The organism is Candidatus Accumulibacter sp. ACC005 (genome assembly GCF_907163215.1).
Taxonomy (GTDB): domain Bacteria; phylum Pseudomonadota; class Gammaproteobacteria; order Burkholderiales; family Rhodocyclaceae; genus Accumulibacter; species Accumulibacter regalis.
The window spans coordinates 256,688-278,483 of record NZ_CAJQUB010000011.1 but is presented as its reverse complement, the minus strand read 5'-3'; the positions used below and the strand labels follow the sequence as shown (position 1 = coordinate 278,483).

Genomic DNA, 21,796 nt, shown 5'->3' with positions numbered 1-21,796 from the left:
GCCGGTCCAGCGAGGAGACAGACAAATGGATGCACCGCAGAAGAACACCGGAGGTGCCGGAGACGTCACGCTGCGCACCGTCGCGCTGGATGACAAGTACCAGTTGGCCAGCGGTCGTGTCTATCTGAACGGAACCCAGGCGCTGGTGCGCCTGCCCATGCTGCAGCGTGCGCGCGACGAACGCGCCGGATTGAACACCGCCGGCTTTGTCAGCGGCTACCGCGGTTCACCGCTGGGCAACGTCGACCAAGAGTTCTGGCGAGCGAAGAAATTTCTCGAAACCAGGCACATCCGTTTCCAGGCCGGGCTGAACGAAGACCTGGCAGCAACCGCGGTGTGGGGCACGCAGCAGGTGACTCTCGACAAGAACGCCCGCTACGACGGCGTCTTTGCCATGTGGTACGGCAAGGGACCGGGCGTCGATCGCACCGGCGACGTCTTCCGCCACGCCAACGCAGCGGGTACCTCGAAATACGGCGGCGTGCTGGCGATTGCCGGCGACGACCATGCGGCCAAGTCGTCGACCCTGCCGCACCAGACCGAGCACGTATTCAAGGCGCTGATGATGCCGGTGCTGGCGCCGGCCGACATCCAGGAGTATCTGGAGCTCGGCATTCACGGTTTTGCGCTGTCGCGCTACTCGGGCTGCTGGGTGGCGTTCAAGGCACTCGCCGACACCGTCGAGACCTCGGCTTCGGTGAATGTCGACCCCTTTGCCGTCGAAACCATCATCCCGGGCGAGTTTCCGCTGCCCGCCGACGGCCTCAACCTGCGCTGGCCGGATCCGCCGCTGGTGCAGGAAAAGCGTCTGCTGCACCACAAGCTTTACGCTGCGCTGGCCTATTGCCGCGCCAACCAGCTGAACAGGGTGGTCATCGACAGCCCGACGCCGCGCCTGGGGATCGTTACCAGCGGCAAGAGCTATCTGGATGTGCGCCAGGCCCTCGAAGATCTGGGCATCGACGACGCCGTGGCGGCGAAGATCGGCCTGCGCCTGTACAAGGTGGGTATGGTCTGGCCGCTGGAGGCGGAAGGCGTTCGCCGCTTCGCCGAAGGGCTGGAAGAAATCCTGGTCATCGAGGAGAAGCGCCAGTTCCTCGAATACCAGCTCAAGGAAGAGCTCTACAACTGGAGCGAGTCGGCGCGACCGCGCGTCATCGGCAAGTTCGACGAGAAAGGGGAATGGTCGCTGCCGCACGCGGAATGGCTGCTGCCCGCCGCCGGAGAGCTGACGCCGGCGATGATCGCCCGCGTCATCGCCGCGCGCATCGCCATCTATTACACCTCCGAGCGCGTCGCCGCGCGTCTCGCCTTCCTCGAAGAGAAGGAGGCCGCGCTGGCCAAGCCGAACCGCGCCATCGCGCGCATTCCGCACTACTGCTCGGGCTGCCCGCACAACACTTCGACCAGGGTTCCGCAAGGCTCGCGCGCGCTGGCCGGCATCGGCTGCCACTACATGGCCACCTGGCTGTCGCCCGAATCGACGCAGACCTTCTGCCAGATGGGGGGTGAAGGCGTGGCCTGGGTCGGCCAGTCGCCGTTCACCAGCACCCCGCACGTCTTTGCCAACCTCGGCGACGGCACCTATTTCCACTCCGGGCTGCTGGCCATCCGCCAGTCGATCGCTGCCGGGGTGAACATCACCTACAAGATTCTCTACAACGACGCCGTCGCCATGACCGGTGGGCAGCCGCACGACGGCCCGCTGAGCGTGCCGATCATCGCCCGGCAAATCGCCGCCGAGGGCATCAAGACCATCGTCGTGGTCACCGACGAACCGCAGAAATACCGCGGCGACAGCGGGCTGCCGTCGGGAACGCCGGTGCGTCACCGCGACGAGCTGGACAGCGTGCAGCGCGAGCTGCGCGCCCTGCCGGGCACGACCGCGATCATCTACGACCAGACCTGTGCCGCCGAGAAGCGCCGTCGTCGCAAGCGCGGCAAGTTTCCCGATCCAGCCCGGCGGGTGGTCATCAACGACCTGGTTTGCGAAGGCTGCGGCGACTGCTCGGAGAAATCCAACTGCATGTCGGTGGTCGCCGTCGAGACCGAGTTCGGGCGCAAGCGGGCGATCGACCAGTCGGCCTGCAACAAGGACTTCTCCTGCCTCAAGGGTTTCTGCCCGAGTTTCGTGACCATCGAAGGCGGCGCGCTGAAGAAAGGCAAGGCGGCGACGCCGGGTGCAGCCCTTTTCGCGCAACTGCCCGAAGCCACGCTGCCCGGTACGGCGACGCCGTGGAGCATGCTCGTCACCGGCGTTGGCGGCACCGGCGTGGTGACCATTGGCGCGCTGTTGGGGATGGCGGCGCACCTCGAAAGCAAGGGCGTGCTGGTGCTCGACATGGCCGGCCTGGCGCAGAAAGGCGGTGCTGTCTGGTCGCACGTACGCATCGCCGACCGCCAGGAGCAACTCTACGCGGCGCGCGTCGCCGCCGGCGAAGCCAACGCGGTGATCGCCTGCGACCTGGTCGTCGCCGCCAGCGACGAATCGATCGCCAAGATGCGCGCCGGCCACACGCGCGTGGTGATCAACCGCGACCAGAGCACGACCAGCGATTTCGTGCGCGGCTTTGCCGCGCAGGCACGCAGCGGCGACGTGGCCCGGAACCCGGATCCACAGTTCCCGCAGGACGCCATGGAAGCACGCATTGCCGACGCCGTCGGTAGCGACAGCGCCGATTTCCTGGAAGCTTCGCGCCTGGCGACGGCGATCATGGGCGATGCCATCGCCACCAACCTGTTCATGCTCGGCTTCGCCTGGCAGAAAGGCCTGGTGCCGTTGTCACGCCAGGCCATCCTGAGGGCCATCGAGATCAACGCCGCGGCGGTCGCTGCCAACACCACGGCCTTCCAGTGGGGCCGCGTCGCGGCAGTCGATATGGCGGCCGTGGTCAAGGCCGCGCAACCGGCGCACGTCCCCGACCACCACCGCGTCTCGGCCAGCGTCGACGAGTTGATTGCCCGCCGCCGGGAGCAGCTCGGCGAGTATCAGGACGCCGCCTACGCCGAGCGTTACCTGACGCTGGTCAAGCGCGTGCGCGCCGCCGAAGAGGCGCTGACGCCGGGAGTCTCGCTGCTCGCCGAGGCGGTCGCGCGCGGCTACTACAAGCTGCTGGCGTACAAGGACGAGTATGAAGTGGCCCGCCTGTACACCAACAGCGCCTTCCTCAAGGGCGTCGAGGCGCAGTTCGAAGGCGACTACAAGCTGGTCTTCCACCTCGCACCGCCACTGCTGGCCAGCAAGGACCCGGCCACCGGGCAGCTCAGGAAGCGTACTTTCGGACCGTGGATGCTCAAGGCCATGCGTCTCCTGGCGGGCTGCAAACAGCTGCGCGGCGGCTCCTTCGACATCTTCGCGCGCAGCGCCGAGCGCAAGCTCGACCGGCAATTGATCGCCGAGTACGAGGGGCTCATCGAGTCCCTTCTCACCGGGCTCAAGACCAGCAACCATGAACTGGCCGTCGAACTGGCCAGCCTGCCCGAGCAAATCCGTGGCTTCGGCCACATCCGCGAGCGCTATGTCACGCATGCCCGTGAACAGCAGCAGGAGCTGCTGGCACGCTTCAACGGCCGGAGCGCGCCGAGCGTGCAGGTCATGCAACCGCTGCCGACGAGCAAGGTCTCGGCCTGAGCGAGCGCCCTTTCAACTCTACCTCTCATCCCGCGGCCGTTCCGTTCACGTCGCCACAAGCGACGAAGGCGGGATTGCTGCCTCCCTCATCACCAACGAAGGAAAGCTGCCATGTCCGTTTTTTCCCTGCCTGATTTTGCCGATCACGAACAAGTGGTTTTCTGCAGCGACGATGCCAGCGGCCTGAAAGCGATCATCGCCGTGCACAACTCCAATCTCGGACCGGCGCTTGGCGGCTGCCGCATGTGGCACTACGCCACCGAGGACGACGCCATCCGCGACGTGCTGCGTCTGTCGCGCGGCATGACCTACAAATCTGCCCTGGCCGGCCTCAAGCTCGGTGGCGGCAAGTCGGTGATCATCGGCAATCCGCGCACCGACAAGACGCCGGCGCTGCTCGACGCCTTCGCCCGCGCGCTCAACCAGCTCAACGGTCGCTACGTCGCCGCCGAAGACTCGGGGACCAGCGTCGCCGACATGAAATATCTCGCCGAACGCACGCCGCACGTCGCCGGCATCGAAGACAAGCCCTCGCACGAGGCCGAGGGAATGCGCAGCGGCGACCCCTCGCCGGCCACCGCCTACGGCACCTTCTTCGGCATCAAGGCAGCGGTCAGGCGCAAGCTCGGACGCGACTCGCTAGACGGCTTGCGGGTGGCGATCCAGGGCGTCGGCAATGTCGGCTTCGACCTCGCCCGCCAGCTCAAGGAAGCCGGCGCGGAATTATGGGTAAGCGACATCCACGAAGAAAACCTGGTCCGGGCGCGCACCGAACTCGGCGCCAGCGCGCTCGCTCCGGAAGCCATCTACGCGGCCAACGTGGACGTCTTCGCGCCCTGCGCGTTGGGCGCCATCCTCAATGACGAAACCATCCCGCAGCTGCACGCCAGCATCGTCGCCGGCGCCGCCAACAACCAGCTGGCCGAGGTCCGCCACGGCAGCGCGCTGATGCATCGCGGCATACTCTACGCGCCGGACTACGTGATCAACGCCGGCGGGATCATCGACATCTATCACGAGCGGATCGGCTTCGAGCGCGCTGCCCTGCTGCGGCACGTCGAAGGCATCCACGACACCCTGCTGGAGATTTTCGAACGCGCCGACAGGGAAGCGCGGCCCACCGGAGAGGTCGCCGACGCGCTCGCCGAGGAGCGCTTCAAGCGCTGACCGGCAACGCCGCGGCGGAAGGGTGGCGCGGCTGCCTGGCCTTGCCGGCCGCCCTCACCTCAGCCAGGGTACGCGAGCAAGGCGGGTTGCCTTACCCTCCTATAGTGAAGCCGGGTCGCGATGCGTCACGACTTGCGGACGCCGTTATCCTTGCCGGCACCCTTCCCGGCGCTATCGTCGCCACCTTCGTCCGTAGCCCCGGCAGCGGCTCCAGCCTTTTCGCCGGGCTTCGCCTGCCCTTCCGATGCGGCTTTCACGTCGCCTGCGGGCTTGCTCTCGGCGCCCGCCGGCGTCGTCAATCCTTCGCTGCTGCTCTTCTCGGCCTGCTGTGCCGGTTCACCCTCAGCCGCAGTACCCATCGCCGCTTCAGCGTCCGCGGGGGCAGCGACGTCCTTGGCATCCGCTTCGGCCTCGGCGCCCGCCGCAGCCGATCGTTCGGCCTCGCTACCCTGCCCTTTCGGGGAGAGTTCACGCGGTTGCGCGCCAGCGGCGATCAGCGCCGCCGACACCTTGTCCGAAGAAGTAGCCTCCGCAACCGTCGCACCGCCCGCACTTCCCACCAAAAGACCGACGACGCGGTCCCTGAAGAGCTGGCGGGCGGATCCACTGGAAAGTTGTTCGTAACCTGACGACAGATGCTCGAACAAGTCCTTGTAAGAGCCGGCCATCGATGCGACGAGGGTAGCGGTCTTGTCGAAGTGCGACTCGACGTCACGCTTGTAACCGGCGATTTCATCCTGCTGGCGCGACACTTCCGCCTCCAGCGCCGCGACTCGTTTGGTCTTGCCGCCAAGTGGGCTACGGCCCACGAAATACCCGATCAACGCAGCGACAATCACCGCCGCCCCACCTATCAGCCACATTGTCTGTTCCGTCATGCCAGGACCTCCCTCTGTGAATGGCAGCGTGCCAGCGTGCAAACCCTGCCAATGCGAGGACTGTCTGCGCGGCGGGCACGACTGCCTTGCCGGATGTGTTCTTCAGTGCTCGGAAGCACATGTCGCAGGAACGAAGTATATCGGCGTTTGGCGAGAACCGAAGGAGTTGTTCACCACCGTCGCCCTCCCGGAACCGTCCGCCAAGCGTTTGTAGTGCCCATTTTGCCTAGGCAAATTTTGCACATTCAAGGGCTTACAGCGACATCTGTCGAACTCTTTGGGAAGCGACGCCGAAAACCGACAGGCCCGGCCGAAACCGAGCCTCCTCGCTACCCTCGGGAACGCCATTCGTCACGATGACCCGCACGCCGTTCGTCGCGATGGCCTGCCGGCCGCTAAGCGTCACGCTTTGCGCGACAGCGCCCTGGACGCTATCACCAAATGCCGCGCCTACTCCGATCGTGGCGACGCTCTCCATCGTTGCTGGACCAGCGTGCAAACCGACGACCGGGCAGCCGCGGCGACTGCCCGGTCGTCAACACGCCCTATAGGGGTTGCAGGCCGATGGTCCCCACCAGCCCGGCACGATATTCCGACGAACCGACAAGGACCCGTTCGTCCTGTATCCGAGCACGGCGCGCCGAGAGTCCCAGGCGCGAAGCAACCTCGGCATTCTCGCTACGATCAAGGAAATCGTATAGCGAGGCCAGCGCATGAGTCAGCCGCGTCTCGTCACCGCGTTGCTTGGCGTCGAGGCGTGCCGCATACCAATCACTGGCAAGTACGCTTTCGCGAGCAAACAGCGAACGCACTTCCAGTGATTCAAGTCCATGGCCATCCGCTGTCTGTCCGTGGGCCATGATTTCCAGGACGGCCCGCAGGGGTGGGCAGGCTAGCGAAATGGTGCCATCGGTGAAATAACTTTCGGCAACCCGCTGGTGGGTAGCGACGATATTCGCCACACCGTCGGCAAAAATGTCCATGTCCTGCAGCTCGGGGCGCAGCATTTCATCGGTGAACACGGCATGCGGATGCAGAAATATCCGGCCAAAGTAGGTGCTCGCCAACCGTGCTGTCATCCGGTAGCCGAGCCGGCTGGCCAGAACAGGCTGACCACGGTGTTCGAAATCGACGACGCGCTCCAGGGCGCCCCGGGCAATCAGGTTTTTCGCCTCGCGCTCACTCGGACTCATGCGCGCAAAGACCTCGGGCACCAGCAAACTGACGTCATGATCGACGCGCACATTCGGCCCGACGTAACCGGCAGAGGAAACCCATCCGTCGTAACCCGTGAGAGCGAAGGAGACGAAGGCGGCATTGAGGTCGATGATGGCCGGCAGCGCATTGAACGGCCCTTTGGTCAACGCACCTTCTGAACCCGCACCGGTTGTCGAGGGTGACTTGCCGGTCATCGAACTGATGAACTCGATGAAGAGCTCGGGCAGTTCCATGTAGTGCAACGGGTTGTAAGGGCATAGCGGCCGAATGCCATCATCCGGCGGGTTGTTGCGGCGGCCGGCGGCGACCACATGTACCGGGGTAATGAGCGGCTCGGCACTTGACTGCCTGCGGAACAAGCGCATCGCCAGGTTGGCAATTGCCGTGTCATTCGGGCACGCGATGTCGGGGCGCAGTTGCAGATAGCGCGGGTTTTTCGTCGGTTTCCCATCGACCAGACGCGGGTGTGCCGAGGAGACGAAATAGGCGGGTGACGATCCCTCCGGCGCGCTCGCAGCGGCCTGGATCAAGTCCTGCATCGGTGGGGTAAACTCACTGAATCCGATGGCGTCATCAACCAGCTCACGCGCATCCGATCCGTCAAGCGGCTGGAAGTTGGAGATAAAAGTCCCCGGTGTCGCCAGATCCAGTTCCGCCTGCCGGTCATAGCCGCGATGGATTGCGTCGTCCGGCCTTTGAAACAGGCGACGCTCGCAGTTTTGCACGAACTTCTGCGAGAACGTTTCCGCCCCTCCCGCAATCGCTCTGGCGGGGGCTACCACGCTGGCCGTGATGTCGTCCTCGGTCTGCACTTTGCCGGCCGGGTGGAAATCATGGCGCAAGCCGAAGACACGCCAGGCGCCGTCCTTCTCGAAACCGACGCGCAGGGTATTCACGACCAGCGTTCTCCCGTCCAGCTTCAGTGAATTCCCTGGACGACCGTTGATCAGGTCTACCGAATAATGACTCCGCCAGCTATCGCCCCACTCTGCGCGGTGAAAGCGCTTGACGACGAAGACAAGTTCCTTGATATGCTGTGGAATGGCGCTCAACCATGTGTTGTACGCGTCGTTATAATCGCGGCCCGACGGTGTGAGAAGTTTTATGACGCTACCAATCGAACGGTCACTGCTGAGTATGAGGCGGTTATCAACGCCGTTTCTCTCCTGATCGCTATAGCGTTCCGAGAAATCACGCGCCAGAATTGCTGCAACCGCGTCCATGTCCTTTTCGAGGTCGGCGACGTAAACATGGCCGACGAGTATCGCGTCCGAAATCGCTTTGGATATCTCCGATTTCCCCCCCCCGGAAACGGTCGCCGGCTTGTGACAGGCCGTAACTTCCGCCGAGGTTCCGACGAGATTCCACTGACGATGATCGGCAGTCGATGACTCCATTTGTACCCGGTAACCATTGGGGCCCATATAGGTCTTACCGGCCTGCAATTTTATCGACCGAGTATCGCCATCAAGGGTTGGCCACGAGACGGTCTGCGATCGCAAACTGAAGGTCGATTTCGCTGGCACCAGGACGACATCCGGCTGAACACGATCAAGCGCATGCCCGGCCGGCTGCACGGAAAAGCGTTCAGGGTCGCGGGCCAGAACCTCTTTCAGCGAGTAGGCATCGCCCGCCGTCAGGTCGGTATACTCCTGACCCTCGTTATAACTCGGAAACACGAGCGCCCCGCCGGAATGCTCTTCTTCGGCAGAACCAAACATGTTCGCCGAATAACTGATCTGCGTTTTCACCTCTTTCTTGCAGTAACCGAAATAATTGTCCGCGATGATGGTCACGACTACGCCACGCTGGTCCCGCGCGCACAACTTGAATGCGCTGCCACCGTTATACAGCTCTGTTTCACTCTTGTAGCACATGCCGTCACGACGTTGCAGCGGTGTTGCCGCGTCCCAGTGCGGAAGACCGAGCAGGTGTTTGGGTACATGCGTAAGATGCGGCGCGAGAATCACGCAACCCGTGTGGCCGGTCCAGCCATCCGGGTCGAGCGAGGCATCGTTTTCAGGCAGATAGGGGTCGCCGGCATTGCCAAAAATACTTTCGACAAAATCGAGATTGGCCACCAGGGCACCGGGAACGAAAAAGCGGGTTTCCATCCGCTTCTCTGTTGTAAAGCCTGGCACGGCAGGCACCACCAATGGACGCAAAAGCAGGGAAACAAAGCACATGGCCGGGGCTTTCTCACCCGCTGTAAACGGTAGCTGCAGTGATTCAGGCGGAGGATTCAGTGCCAAGGCAAGCAGCTTTGAAAAGGCCATCTTCGGCACCGCCAGCTTATCGTCGGGAATCGGCAAACCGCCATCGGCGATGTGAAAAACGCCCGCAGTGGTACGGCGATCACTGGCGGGATTGTGCAGAACCCCGTTGCGTAGACGGTAGCTGCTGAGCAGCGGCGACTTGAAAAGATCACCGTTGGCCGGCAGCGAAACGCCACGCGCCAGACCGGACTGATCGAGCACCAGTGTTTTACCCGGCAGCCGTGGCGCCGGGCCAACATCCGCAAGATACTCCTTCAGAAAATTCTGAATGCGCGTATCGACAGGGCAAAGTTTATCCGAAAGTCGACGGCTCAATTCCCGCTGACGCGCCAAGATCGGTGACATCAGCTCCGTAATCGACGCGCCATCGGCGTCGGCAGCGAGAGGCAATCCGAGAAGAGCAAGTCGAAGATTGATCGCCGCATTCAATTCCCGTTTATTGACAGATGACGGGGCTAAAGCGACAGGTGAAGGGAAGTCCATATTGTATTCTTTCCTAGAGTTAACACTCAGCATAAGGCGGTCGGAAACCAGGCATTATTCCGGACAGGTTGTTGATAAATAACGCCCTGACGAGCGCGACAAGGCCCCGATAACCCGGGCCAGCAGACCTTGGGGGATGTCTTAACGAGCACCGCCGAAGACGCTCGAGAGGGTAAGCCTCCGAAATCCTAGCCCCGGAAATGGCAATCACGCGGAGATGGCGCGAAACCAGTGTTTAGGTCGTTTCGCGTGGCATGACTGCCTGACGCCAGCCGAGCCTTTCGGGGCCCCCACAGCTGACCCCGCCCCCCGCGGGCAGGGAGGTCCTCTCCGCCGGACGGGGTCGGAAGCGGCAGGTCGTAGAGGGCGTCTCCCACCGCCGCGTCGCAGTAGCCGAACAGCGCTGCATGAAGTGAATCGTCGGGATCACTGGGAGCGATGTCCGACGGCGTCCGACACCGGACTTCGAATTCGGCGGCTCGATCAGTGCCGGCGGTCGCTGCATGCGGCTTCCGTTGATGACATGGTGTTGTTGCACTTGTCCGCTGCACCCTCGGTCAGCGACGGACATGGTCAGAGCTTCCTTAGAGGGGCACACTCTGCGCCACCTTGTGCGTGTGCCTGGTCGGCATAGGCCAGCCTACTGGGTCGGCCGGAAACGTCAGTAAAACATGAACTCGCTGAGTCCGGCAAGCGGACTGTCCGTGGTTGACCAGCACGCTGGAATTGCGGGTGTGCCGCGAGCGAGCCATCGCCGACGTGCCGATTCCCGATCACCAAGCGATCACGTCACCCGTGACCACAAGGCGGCGCCTTGCATGGGCGAACGTCAGATCGGCCTGGAACCTGCCCGTGCCGCGGCACACAGGCTGCCGCCAGCTACCGCGCACGCACAGGTACGCGGCCTTGCCGACGGCGGGCCGCAGACGTGCGCGGACGGCAACGCGAACAGCTTGGACGCCGCCGGGGCGACGACAGAGACGCGCGTTCCCGTGCATGCGTGGACTACCTTGATGTAGTCTTGCCGGGCGCCTCGCGAACCTCAGGGCCACGCCCCATGGAATCAGCAAGAAAGGCCACGCTAGGGGGAGGTGGAGCGGGCGAAGGGAATCGAACCCTCGGCTCTAGCTTGGGAAGCTAGGGTATTACCATTATACGACGCCCGCGAAGGTCGCCATTCTACGCTGCTTGTGGCGCTCGCCACAACGGCGAAAGCGGCCGAAAGCTGACAGCCGCCGGCGAGCGTGTCTATAATGGCCCGATGGACATCCCTGCCGCCCTCCTATACACCATTCTCAGCAGCGTCGCCGAGATGGCAATGGAACCTGCGCCCGACCCACGCATCCTCAACGAGCCGGCCGGACTCGCACGAGCGCTGCCCGACGAAGCCCGCAAGGGCGTCATGCAGCCACCCACCGGAGACGGTTTCCTGATCATCGACGGCCAGCAATGGCGGCTCGCCCCGACGGCTCAGATCCGTAGCCGGCAAAACCTGATCGTGATGCCAATGCAGGTCCAGAGCCCGGTGGAAGTCGTCTATCTCCCCAACGCTTCGGGCGCGATCCATCGCGTCTGGATGCTGACGCCGAGCGAATCCTCGGCGCCTCGCCCACGCTAGTCACCTCATACGCAAGTAAAACATGGCCAAAAAACTGTTCATCCGCACCTTCGGGTGCCAGATGAACGAGTACGACTCGGACAAGATGGCCGACGTACTCGCCGCATCGGAAGACATCGTCAAGACCGACACCCCCGACGACGCCGACATTATTCTCTTCAACACCTGCTCGGTACGCGAGAAAGCGCAGGAACGCGTTTTTCACGACCTCGGCAGGGTCCGCCTGCTGAAACGCGCCAATCCCGACCTGGTAATCGGTGTTGGCGGTTGCGTAGCCAGCCAGGAAGGCGCGGCGATCGTTGCGCGCGCCCCCTACGTGGATGTCGTTTTCGGACCGCAGACGCTGCACCGCCTGCCGCAGTTGATTGCCGAACGGCGACGCCTGGGCAGGGCGCAGGTCGACATCTCGTTCCCCGAGATCGAGAAGTTCGACAAGCTGCCGCCAGCGACCGTCACGGGCGCGACCGCCTTCGTCTCGATCATGGAAGGTTGCAGCAAGTTCTGTTCGTTCTGCATCGTTCCCTACACGCGTGGCGACGAGGTCTCGCGCCCCTTCCATGACGTATTGACCGAGGTCGCCGGCCTGGCCGATCAGGGCGTAAGGGAAGTGACCCTGCTCGGCCAGAACGTCAATGCCTACCGCGGCGCGATGGCCGGCAACGGCCAGGCGCTACCCGGCGAGGAAGCGGCCGATCTGGCGCTGCTCATCGAATACATCGCAGAGATCCCGGGAATCGAACGTATCCGCTACACCACCTCGCACCCGCGCGAGGTGACCGCACGGCTGATCGACGTCTACGCCAGCGTGCCGAAGCTGGTCTCGCATCTGCATCTGCCCGTTCAGTCGGGCTCCGACCGCGTCCTGGCGGCGATGAAGCGCGGCTACACGGCGCTCGAATACAAGAGCCTGGTGCGCAGGCTGCGCGCGGCACGGCCCGACCTCTCGCTCTCGTCCGACTTCATCGTCGGCTTTCCCGGCGAGACCGCCGACGACTTCGCGAAGACGATGAAGCTGATCGACGATGTCGGCTTCGACGCCTCGTTCTCGTTCATCTACAGCGCGCGGCCGGGCACCCCAGCGGCCGATCTCGCCGACGACACGCCGCCAGAGGTCAAGCTCGAACGCCTGCAGCGCCTGCAGCAGCGCATCGACGGCCTGGCGCAGGACGTATCGCTGGCCATGGTCGGCAGCGTGCAGCGGGTGCTCGTGGAAGGCCTGTCGAGAAAGGACAAGAGCGAGCTGGCCGGACGCACCGACAATAACCGGGTGGTCAATTTCGCCAGCGATTCGGCCGACGCCACGGAGTGGCTCGATCGATTCGTCGATGTGCGCATCAGCGCGGCGCTGCCGCACTCGCTGCGCGGCGAGATTGTCGGCCATGGCGCAGGGCAGGCCGCATGAGCGTCAAGACACCCGAAACCAAGAGCCGGGCCATCGAACTGCTGCTGTCACCGGTGAACAACAAGCACCTGGCCAACCTGTGTGGCGCACTCGACGAGAATCTGCGCCAGATCGAAACCGCACTCGACGTCTCGATCGCCCGCCGCGGCGAGCGCTTCACGCTGCGTGGCGACAGCGCGCAGACGACGCGCGCCTCGGAGGCGCTGCAACAGTTCTACGCGCAGGCCAAGGAGGCGCTGTCGGTCGACGAAATCCAGCTCGGCCTGATCGAGATCCTCAACCGACCGGTGCGCAAGACGTCGTCCGGCGGCGGTGTCTCGCCGGCGCTGATGACGCGCAAGAGCGAACTGCACGGCCGCACTCCACGGCAGATCGAATACCTCAAGCACATCCAGGAACACGACATCACTTTCGGCACCGGCCCGGCGGGTACCGGCAAGACCTACCTGGCCGTGGCTTCGGCGGTCGACGCCTTCGAGCGTGAGCTGGTGCAGCGCATCGTCCTCACCCGCCCGGCGGTCGAGGCCGGCGAACGCCTCGGCTTCCTGCCTGGCGACCTGACCCAGAAAGTCGATCCGTATCTGCGCCCGCTTTACGATGCGCTCTACGACCTGATGGGCTTCGAGCGTGTGGGCAAGCTTTTCGAGCGCGGCTCGATCGAGATCGCGCCACTCGCCTACATGCGTGGCCGCACGCTGAACCACGCTTTCATCATCCTCGACGAAGCGCAGAACACGACGCCGGAGCAGATGAAAATGTTCCTGACGCGCATCGGCATCGGCGCCAAGGCGGTGGTCACCGGCGACGTCACGCAGATCGACCTGCAGCGGGGCCAGAAAAGCGGCCTGATCGAAGCGCGCCTGATCCTCCAGGAGGTTCGTGGCATCGCCTTCACCGAATTCCTCAAGGAAGACGTCGTCCGCCACCCCCTGGTGGCACGCATCGTCTCGGCCTACGAAGCGCACACCGCCGCACTCGAAGCGCTCGAGGCCAAATCAAGGGCCCGCCACCATGCCGAAAAAAACTGAGCCGCTGGAGATCGAAGTCCAGTACGCCTGCGACCGCCAGGACCTGCCGAAGAAGCCGCGTGTACGCGCCTGGGCACGCGCGGCGCTGGCCGAGAGCGGAAACCAGGACGGGCGGGTGACCGTGCGCTTCGTCGCTGCCGACGAAGGGCGGCGGCTGAACCGCGAGTACCGCAGCCAGGACGACGCGACCAACGTCCTCTCCTTCCCCTACGCGCTCGAGCCGCAGCTTTGCGGTGACCTGGTCCTCTGCGTGCCGGTCGTCGCCCGCGAGGCCGCCGAACAGGACAAATCGCTGGACGCGCACTACGCGCACCTGGTCGTGCATGGCATGCTGCACCTGCAGGGCTACGACCACGAGGAAAGCGAGGAACAGGCGGCCGCGATGGAGGACCTCGAGCGCAGCATCCTGGCTGACCTCGGCTATCCGGATCCCTACTGCAACGAGGAGTGATGCGATAGTGGCGCTGAATCGCTGGCAGCGCCCAGGCCATCGCCGCTATCGCCTCAGTCCTCAAAGATCAGCCTATGACCACCAGTAGCGGCACCCCGGGTTTTCTCGAACGCCTTTCCTCTCTTCTCATGCGCGAGCCGGAAGACCGCGAACAACTCATCAAACTGCTGCAATCGGCGCACCAGCGCAAACTGCTCGATGCCGACGCGCTGAGCATCACTGAAGGAGCCCTGGCCGCTTCGGAAGTCACCGTGCGGGAAGTCATGGTCCCGCGCCCGCTGATGGAAGTGATCGACGCCAAGGATTCCCTGGAAACGATCATCGCCCAGGTCAATCGTACGGCACACTCGCGTTTTCCGGTCGTCGAGGGCAATCGCGACCAGGTAATCGGCATCCTGCTGGCCAAGGACCTGCTGCGCGTGCAGCGCGGGGACGATTTCCGCCTGCGCGACTGGGTGCGGCCGGCGATCTTCGTCCCGGAATTCAAACGCCTCGACGGCTTGCTGCGCGAGTTTCGTGTCTCGCGCAACCACATGGCGGTGGTCATCGACGAATACGCCGGCGTCGCCGGCCTTATCACCATCGAGGACGTGCTCGAGCAGATCGTCGGCGAAATCGAGGACGAGTACGATTTCGCCGAAGAGGATGACAACATCCACCTTGACCAGAGCGGCCTCTACCGGGTCAAGGCGAACACCTCGGTAGACGACTTCAACGACGCTTTCGGAACCTCGCTCGGCGACGGAAAGAGTGCCACGGTCGGCGGCCTGATCCTGCGGCAAACGGGACGCGTGCCGGCCGTCAACGAGACGATCGCCATCGACGGCACCAGCTTTCAGGTCCTGCGCGTCGACACTCGCCGCATCTACACCCTCCTCGTCTCCGGACCCCGGCATGCCGACGCGCCTGCCTAGCAGGCCCTTGCGCTGGCGGCTCCTGGCAGCGCTGGGGATCGGCGCCACGGGCGTCTTCGCTTTTGCGCCATTCGGCTGGTTTCCGATCAACTGGCTGAGCCTCGGCGGCCTTTTCGGCCTCCTCTGCGCCGAGGCCGCCGGCCAGCGCAGCCCGCTGCGCGGGGCCCTGCTCGGCGCCGCTTTCGCCTTTGGCCTGTTCCTCGCCGGCGTGACCTGGGTCTACGTCAGCCTCAGCGTCTTCGGTGGCATGCCCGCCTGGCTGGCGGGCCTGGCGACGGTTCTTTTCTGCCTGGTACTGACCCTGTTTCCGGCGCTCGCCGGGGCGCTCTTCGTTCGTTTGGCGGCGCTCGGCTGGCTGCCGCGGGCACTGCTCTTCGCCAGCCTGTGGACGCTGGCCGAATGGCTGCGCGCCTGGGTGTTCACCGGCTTCCCGTGGCTCGCCGCCGGCTACGCGCAGCTTCCGCACAGCCCGCTCGCCGGCTATGCGCCAGGCCTCGGCGTCTATGGCGTATCGCTGTCGGCGGCACTTGCCGGAGCGCTGCTTTACGAGCAGCTGAGGCGCGCCCTCCGCTCGCCGACGCACGACCGTGGCCGCCACGTGCGCCGCCTGCCGGCGCTGCCCCTGCTGACTCTGCTGCTGCTCCTTGGCGCTGGTGCCTTGCTGCGTGAAGTGCGCTGGACGCAAGCGGTTGGCGAACCGCTGTCCGTGGCCCTGTTGCAGGGTAACGTGGCACAGGAAATCAAGTGGCGTCCCGAGCGCTTCGTCGATTCGCTGCGCACCTACTACCGGCTGGCGCAGGAAAATCCCGCCCAGTTGACGATCCTCCCGGAGACCGCCCTGCCCGCCTTTCTCGACCAGGTTCCCGCCGACTACCTCGACGCACTGCGCAAGCTGGCCCTGCGCCGACAGGGCGAGCTTTTGCTGGGCATCGCCGTCGCCGAAGGCGGGCAATATTTCAATGCCGCGGTGAGCCTCGGCGCCGGCCCTTCGCAGCGCTACAGCAAGGTGCATCTGGTGCCTTTCGGCGAGTTTGTACCGCCCGGCTTTGCCTGGTTCATGGCCATGGCCAACATCCCGATGTCCGACTTCACCGCTGGCACGGCACGCCAGCCACCGCTGCAGCTGGCCGGCCAGCAGGTCGCCGTCAACATCTGCTACGAAGACGCCTTCGGCGAAGAGATCATCGGCGCATTGCCGGCGGCAACGCTACTCGTCAATATCTCCAACGTTGCCTGGTTCGGCGACTCGCTGGCGCCGGCACAACACCTGCAGATTGCCCAGATGCGCGCCCTGGAAAGCGGCCGCATGATGCTGCGCGCCACCAATACCGGGATGACCGCGATTGTCGATGTCGATGGCCGCGTGCGCTCGCTCCTGCCGCCGTTCACCCGCGGGGCATTGGTCGACAAGGTGCAGGGCTACGCTGGCGCAACGCCTTTCGTGCGCTGGGGAAACTGGCCGGCGCTGACCCTGGCGGCCATGCTGGTGATCGTGTTGGCCGGCGCGAGACGACGGCACGGATACTCGTCGTGAGCGTCCCGCCCGCGCCTGCAGACGAGTGACGGTGCCCGCAGCGCGCTGCCGTCGATCGTCGCCGGTGCGCTCGAACACGGTTCTTGTCGGGCCAGAAACCAAGTAAAATCCCGGCTTTTCGTTCGTTCAGAAACTTTCCCATGCCTACGTTCCAGGAAGTCATCCTGCGTCTCCAGAATTTCTGGGATCAACAGGGCTGCGTGCTGCTGCAACCTTACGACGTCGAAGTCGGTGCCGGCACCTTCCACACGGCGACCTTCCTGCGCGCCATCGGCCCGGAACCGTGGAACGCGGCCTACGTACAGCCGTCGCGCCGCCCGAAGGACGGTCGCTACGGCGAGAATCCGAACCGCCTGCAGCACTACTACCAGTATCAGGTGGTCATGAAGCCCTCGCCGGCGAACATCCAGGATCTCTATCTCGAGTCGCTGCGCGCGCTCGGCATCGATACCGCCGCGCACGACATCCGCTTCGTCGAGGATGACTGGGAAAGCCCGACGCTGGGTGCCTGGGGACTCGGCTGGGAAGTCTGGCTGGACGGTATGGAAGTCACTCAATTCACCTATTTCCAGGAAGTCGGTTCGCTGGCCTGCAAACCGGTACTGGGCGAGATCACCTACGGTATCGAACGACTGGCGATGTACCTGCAAGGGGTGGAGAACGTTTTCGACCTGGTCTGGGCCGAGGGTCCAGGCTATCGCGTGACCTATGGCGACGTTTTTCACCAGAACGAGGTCGAGCAGTCGAAGTACAACTTCGAGTACGCCAACGTCGAAATGCTCTTCCGGCACTTCAGCGAGCACGAATCCGAAGCCCGCCGCCTGATCGCCGTCGGCCTGGCACTACCCGGCTACGAAAAGGTGATGAAGTGCTCGCACGTCTTCAACCTGCTCGACGCACGCGGGGCCATCTCGGTGACCGAACGCGCAGCCTACATTGGCCGCGTGCGCGCGCTGGCGCGTGAAGTCGCGCAGGCTTACCTTGATTCCCGCCAGGCGCTCGGTTTCCCGATGTGCAAGACGACCACCGGCGACGAGGGGCAATGAGATGAACGACACCGTCCTGATCGAGCTGCGCACCGAAGAGTTGCCGCCCAAGTCGCTGCGCCAGCTCGCCGAAGCTTTCGCCGACGCCGTTCATGCGGCCCTGAAAGGGCAGCAGTTCACCGCCGACGACAGCGTCTGCACGCCGTACGCCACTCCCCGCCGGCTAGCCATGACGATAACCGGCGTCGCCGCACGCCAGCCCGACCGCGTCCTGGAACGTAAGGGCCCGGCGGTCGGTGGAGTGCTCGACGCGGCCGGAAAGCCAACGCAGGCACTCGAGGGCTTCATGCGCTCGGCAGGCGTCAGTTTCGAGCAACTGCACAGGGCCGCCGACGGCAAGGGTGAGTATTTCGTTGCCCGGCTGGAGAAGAAGGGCGAGAACCTCGACGTGCATCTCGCCGAAATCGTCGCCCAGGCACTGAAGAAGCTGCCGATTCCGAAAGTGATGCGCTGGGGTGACTCCGAACACCAGTTCGTTCGCCCGGTTCACAGCCTCATCCTCCTGCACGGTGACACGATCGTCGCCGGCAACGTGCTCGGCCTGCGCAGTGGCCGCAGCACCCTCGGCCACCGCTTCCTGTCGACCGGCGAGATCGTCGTCGGCAACCCGGCCGAGTATGCCGCCAAGCTCGCCGCCGGCAAGGTCATCGCCTCGTTCGCCGAACGGCGTGCCACGGTCGCCGCTCAGCTCGACGCGGCCGCAAAGCGGCTCGACGCCAGCATCAATCCGGCCGCTGGCCTGCTTGACGAGGTCACGGCGCTGGTCGAATGGCCGGTCGTCTATGCCGGTGAGTTCGAGGCCGAATACCTCGAAGTGCCACAGGAATGCCTGATTCTGACCATGCAGCAGAACCAGAAGTACTTCCCGCTGCTCGACGCCAACGGCAAGCTTCTCAACCGCTTCCTGATCGTCTCCAACATGCAGGTCGACGATCCCGGCGCCATCATCAGCGGCAACGAACGCGTCGTTCGCCCGCGCCTGGCCGATGCGCGTTTCTTCTTCAACCAGGATCGCAAGAACGGTTTCACCACCCGCGCCGGACGTCTCGGTGAAGTCGTCTATCACAACAAGCTCGGCTCGCTGGGCGACCGGGCCCAGCGCCTGGGCCGCATCGCGCGCAGCATTGCCGAAAAGCTCGGTGCCGACGGCCAGGTCGCCGAAGCGGTCGGCCAGCTCGCCAAGGTCGACCTGCTGACCGACATGGTCGGCGAGTTTCCCGAGTTGCAGGGGACCATGGGCCGCTACTACCTGCTCCACGAAGGCCATCCGCCGGAACTGGCCGACGCCGTCGAGCAACACTACCGGCCGCGCTTTGCCGGCGATGCCCTGCCGCAGGGGAACATCGCCTGCGCCGCCGCTCTGGCCGACAAACTCGACGCCTTGGTCGGTTTCTTCGGCGTCGGCCAGCTGCCCACCGGCGACAAGGATCCCTTCGGCCTGCGCCGCGCCGCCCTCGGCGTTCTGCGCATCCTGATGGAGACGCCGCTGCCGCTCGACCTGGCGGAATTGATTGGCCAGGCGAGCCAGGCGCTGAGCGCGCAGGGAATCAAGCTCGAAGCGGTCGAGCAGCCGCTCCTGGCGTTCATGCTCGACCGTCTGCGCGGAATGCTGAGAGACGCCGGTCACTCGATCGACGTCGTCGAAGCGGTTCTGGCGCAGCAACCGACACGGATCGACCGGGTTCCCGCCCGCCTGGCGGCGGTGCGCGAGTTCCAACGACTGCCCGAGTCGCTGGCCCTGGCCGCGGCCAACAAGCGCATCGGCAACCTCCTGAAAAAAGCCGACGCCAGGCTGCCCGAACCGGACGTCGCGCTGCTCGAGGAAGACGCCGAGAAAGCGCTCTTCGAACGTGTGCTGCTGATCGCCCCGCTGGTCAGGTCGCACGTCGCCAACGAGGACTACGCCGACGCGCTGAAGGTGCTCGCGTCGGTACGTGCCGAGGTCGACCGTTTCTTCGCCGAAGTGATGGTCAACGTTCCCGAACCCCTGCTGCGTGGCAACCGTCTGGGCCTCCTGAAAGCGCTTTTCGACCAGCTCAATGCGGTCGCCGACATCTCCAAGCTGGCCGTATGAAACTCGTCATCCTTGACCGCGACGGCGTCATCAACTACGACTCGAAGCAGTTCATCAAGTCGCCGGCCGAATGGCGGCCGATCCCGGGCAGCCTGGAAGCGATCGCCCGCCTCAATCAGGCGGGCTACAAGGTGGTGCTGGCCACCAACCAGTCCGGCGTCGGCCGCGGGCTCTTCGACATGGACACGCTGAACGCCATCCACGACAAGATGTGCCGTGCGGTGCAGGCCTGTGGCGGGCGTATCGACGCCATTTTCTATTGCCCGCATTCGGTCGACGCGCATTGCGCCTGCCGCAAGCCCAAGCCGGGGATGTACGAGCGTATTGCCGACTGCTTCAACGTCGACCTGAACGGCGTCCCGGCAGTCGGCGATACGCTGCGCGACCTGCTTGCCGCCGCGGCGGTCGGCGCCCAGCCGTTGCTCGTCCTGACCGGCCTGGGAGCGCAGACCGTCGAGGCCGGTGGCCTGCCGGAAGGCACGCTGGTCTTTCCTGATCTGGCGGCGGCCACCGAGCATATTCTGCTCTCGTCTTGATGGTCGCCATCCGCTCGACACTGTTCCTGCTCCTGGTCAGCGTGTGGACGATCCCGTTCGGGGTGCTCGTCTCGCTCGCCATCGCCTTGCCGATCGCTGCTCGCTATACGATCATCGCCTTCTGGCGCAGCGGCTTCATGGCCCTCTCGCGCCACGTTCTGGGCATCCGCTACCAGGTAATCGGCCGCGAAAACATTCCTCCAACGCCGTCGGTGGTGCTCGCCAAACACCAGTCGGCGTGGGAAACGGTCGGCCTGCAGGAGGTCTTTCCGCCACTGGTCTTCGTGCTCAAGAAAGAGCTGCTGCGCGTGCCTTTCTTTGGTTGGGGCCTGGCGGCGCTGAAAATGATCTCGATCGACCGTGCGGCGGCCAAAGACGCGCTCAAACAGATATTCGACCAGGGACGCGACCGCCTCGCCGCTGGCTACTGGGTGGTGATCTTTCCCGAAGGCACCCGTGTCGCACCCGGCGAGACCTGTCGTTACAAGCCCGGCGGCGCGCATCTGGCGGTTCGCGCCGGCGTCCCGGTGGTGCCGGTGGCGCACAACGCGGGCGAAATCTGGGGAAGGAACGCCTTCCGGATCAAGCGCGGCCTGATCACCGTCAGCGTCGGCCCGCCGATCGACCCGGGCGAGAAATCGGCGGCCAGGATCAACGCCCTCGCCGCGGCCTGGATCGAGGAAGAAATGCGCCGCATCTCGCCACACCGTTACCCGGCGCCCGCCGCTGCCGCAGATGCCGTGGCTGCCTGAAGCCGCCGCCTCCGACGAGCATTCGCTGCCCGCCGGAGAAACGGCACGCACCATCGAACTCGGTGAGCGCACGGTCGCCTACATCCTGCGGCGAGCAAGCCGGCGCACTATCGGCCTGACCATCGACCATCGCGGCCTGCGCGTCGGCGCGCCACGCCGCGCCTCGCTGCGCGACGTCGAGACGATGCTCCTGCGACATGGCCGATGGATCGGCGAGAAACTCGACGAATGGTCGACTCGCCGCGCTCACGAAACGCTGTCGATCAGCGATGGACTGCAACTGCCGGTGCTCGGCGGGCCGCTGCGCATCCGCCTGGCCATCGGTGCCAATCGCTGCGTCTGGAACCTGCAGGCCGGCGAGCCGACGCTCACCCTTTGCCTGCGCGCGCCGACAGATGCGCCGCGCGTACTCGAGAAGGCGCTGCGCGAAAAAGCCCGCGAGCTGTTCGCCGAGCGCCTCGCTCACTACGCGCCGCTCCTCGGCGTCACGCCGCCCGCCCTGTCTCTGTCATCGGCGCGAACGCGCTGGGGGAGTTGCAGCCTGCGCAGCGGCATTCACCTCAACTGGCGGCTGATTCATTTCCCGCCAGCGGTGACCGACTACGTCGTCACCCACGAACTGGCACACCTGCGCGAGATGAACCACAGCCCGCGCTTCTGGGCGGTCGTCGCCGCTCTGTACCCCGATTACCGAGCTGCACGGCTGGAACTGAAACGACTCGCGGCGAATTGCCCGCAATGGTAGCCAGCGGGCGACAGCAGATCTTGGACTAGACCGCCGCGAACTA

At 64.7% G+C, this 21,796-nt stretch carries 15 protein-coding genes and 1 tRNA gene; 13 read left to right on the top strand and 3 right to left on the bottom strand.

Annotation, left to right across the window (positions count from 1 at the left end; all coding sequences use genetic code 11):
- Positions 1-25 precede the first annotated feature (25 nt).
- Both QZ613_RS13550 and QZ613_RS13545 read left to right on the top strand, forming a co-directional pair.
- Positions 26-3,631, top strand: coding sequence for an indolepyruvate ferredoxin oxidoreductase family protein (locus QZ613_RS13550; protein ID WP_043562850.1), 3,606 nt, complete (start codon positions 26-28; stop codon positions 3,629-3,631).
- 111 nt (positions 3,632-3,742) lie between these two features.
- The gene (locus QZ613_RS13545) at positions 3,743-4,798 is read left to right on the top strand and encodes a Glu/Leu/Phe/Val dehydrogenase (RefSeq protein WP_291982856.1); all 1,056 of its coding nucleotides are present in this window, start codon (positions 3,743-3,745) and stop codon (positions 4,796-4,798) included.
- A 125-nt stretch (positions 4,799-4,923) separates the two neighbouring features.
- Here the strand turns inward: QZ613_RS13545 and QZ613_RS13540 are convergent, their stop codons facing one another.
- From QZ613_RS13540 to QZ613_RS13530, 3 genes are all read right to left on the bottom strand, one after another.
- Positions 4,924-5,637, bottom strand: coding sequence for a DUF1043 family protein (locus QZ613_RS13540; protein ID WP_291902879.1), 714 nt, complete (start codon positions 5,635-5,637; stop codon positions 4,924-4,926).
- 584 nt (positions 5,638-6,221) lie between these two features.
- Positions 6,222-9,653 (bottom strand): hypothetical protein, encoded by a 3,432-nt coding sequence (locus tag QZ613_RS13535; protein WP_291982854.1) that lies wholly within the window; start codon positions 9,651-9,653, stop codon positions 6,222-6,224.
- Positions 9,654-10,745: 1,092 nt separating this feature from the next.
- Positions 10,746-10,819, bottom strand: a tRNA-Gly gene (locus QZ613_RS13530).
- A gap of 152 nt (positions 10,820-10,971) precedes the next feature.
- Here QZ613_RS13530 and QZ613_RS13525 point away from each other — a divergent pair.
- From QZ613_RS13525 to QZ613_RS13475, 11 genes are all read left to right on the top strand, one after another.
- The gene (locus tag QZ613_RS13525; RefSeq protein ID WP_291867559.1) at positions 10,972-11,271 is read left to right on the top strand and encodes a hypothetical protein; all 300 of its coding nucleotides are present in this window, start codon (positions 10,972-10,974) and stop codon (positions 11,269-11,271) included.
- A gap of 22 nt (positions 11,272-11,293) precedes the next feature.
- Positions 11,294-12,673 carry a tRNA (N6-isopentenyl adenosine(37)-C2)-methylthiotransferase MiaB gene (gene miaB, locus QZ613_RS13520; RefSeq protein ID WP_043562840.1) on the top strand — a complete coding sequence of 460 codons (1,380 nt, stop codon included), beginning with the start codon at positions 11,294-11,296 and terminating at the stop codon, positions 12,671-12,673.
- The gene (locus tag QZ613_RS13515) at positions 12,670-13,701 is read left to right on the top strand and encodes a PhoH family protein (protein ID WP_043562838.1); all 1,032 of its coding nucleotides are present in this window, start codon (positions 12,670-12,672) and stop codon (positions 13,699-13,701) included. The genes miaB and QZ613_RS13515 overlap by 4 nt, the downstream gene beginning before the upstream one ends.
- Positions 13,685-14,152, top strand: coding sequence for an rRNA maturation RNase YbeY (gene ybeY / locus QZ613_RS13510; protein WP_043562836.1), 468 nt, complete (start codon positions 13,685-13,687; stop codon positions 14,150-14,152). Before QZ613_RS13515 ends, ybeY begins: the two co-directional genes overlap by 17 nt.
- Positions 14,153-14,226: 74 nt before the next feature.
- Positions 14,227-15,066: a transporter associated domain-containing protein gene (locus tag QZ613_RS13505; RefSeq protein WP_043562835.1), complete on the top strand. Its 840-nt coding sequence runs from the start codon at positions 14,227-14,229 to the stop codon at positions 15,064-15,066.
- Between the two features lie 7 nt (positions 15,067-15,073).
- The gene (gene lnt / locus QZ613_RS13500; protein ID WP_043562833.1) at positions 15,074-16,600 is read left to right on the top strand and encodes an apolipoprotein N-acyltransferase; all 1,527 of its coding nucleotides are present in this window, start codon (positions 15,074-15,076) and stop codon (positions 16,598-16,600) included.
- Between the two features lie 140 nt (positions 16,601-16,740).
- Positions 16,741-17,646, top strand: coding sequence for a glycine--tRNA ligase subunit alpha (gene glyQ, locus QZ613_RS13495; protein ID WP_043562831.1), 906 nt, complete (start codon positions 16,741-16,743; stop codon positions 17,644-17,646).
- A gap of 1 nt (position 17,647) precedes the next feature.
- Complete coding sequence (glyS, locus tag QZ613_RS13490) at positions 17,648-19,720, top strand: glycine--tRNA ligase subunit beta (RefSeq protein WP_291982852.1); 2,073 nt, start codon at positions 17,648-17,650, stop codon at positions 19,718-19,720.
- On the top strand, positions 19,717-20,256 hold the full coding sequence (gene gmhB / locus QZ613_RS13485; protein ID WP_043562826.1) for a D-glycero-beta-D-manno-heptose 1,7-bisphosphate 7-phosphatase: 540 nt from the start codon (positions 19,717-19,719) through the stop codon (positions 20,254-20,256). Before glyS ends, gmhB begins: the two co-directional genes overlap by 4 nt.
- Positions 20,256-21,008 (top strand): lysophospholipid acyltransferase family protein, encoded by a 753-nt coding sequence (locus tag QZ613_RS13480; protein WP_043562825.1) that lies wholly within the window; start codon positions 20,256-20,258, stop codon positions 21,006-21,008. The genes gmhB and QZ613_RS13480 overlap by 1 nt, the downstream gene beginning before the upstream one ends.
- Positions 20,992-21,753, top strand: coding sequence for a SprT family zinc-dependent metalloprotease (locus QZ613_RS13475; protein ID WP_291982850.1), 762 nt, complete (start codon positions 20,992-20,994; stop codon positions 21,751-21,753). Before QZ613_RS13480 ends, QZ613_RS13475 begins: the two co-directional genes overlap by 17 nt.
- The last annotated feature ends 43 nt before the right edge of the window (positions 21,754-21,796 follow it).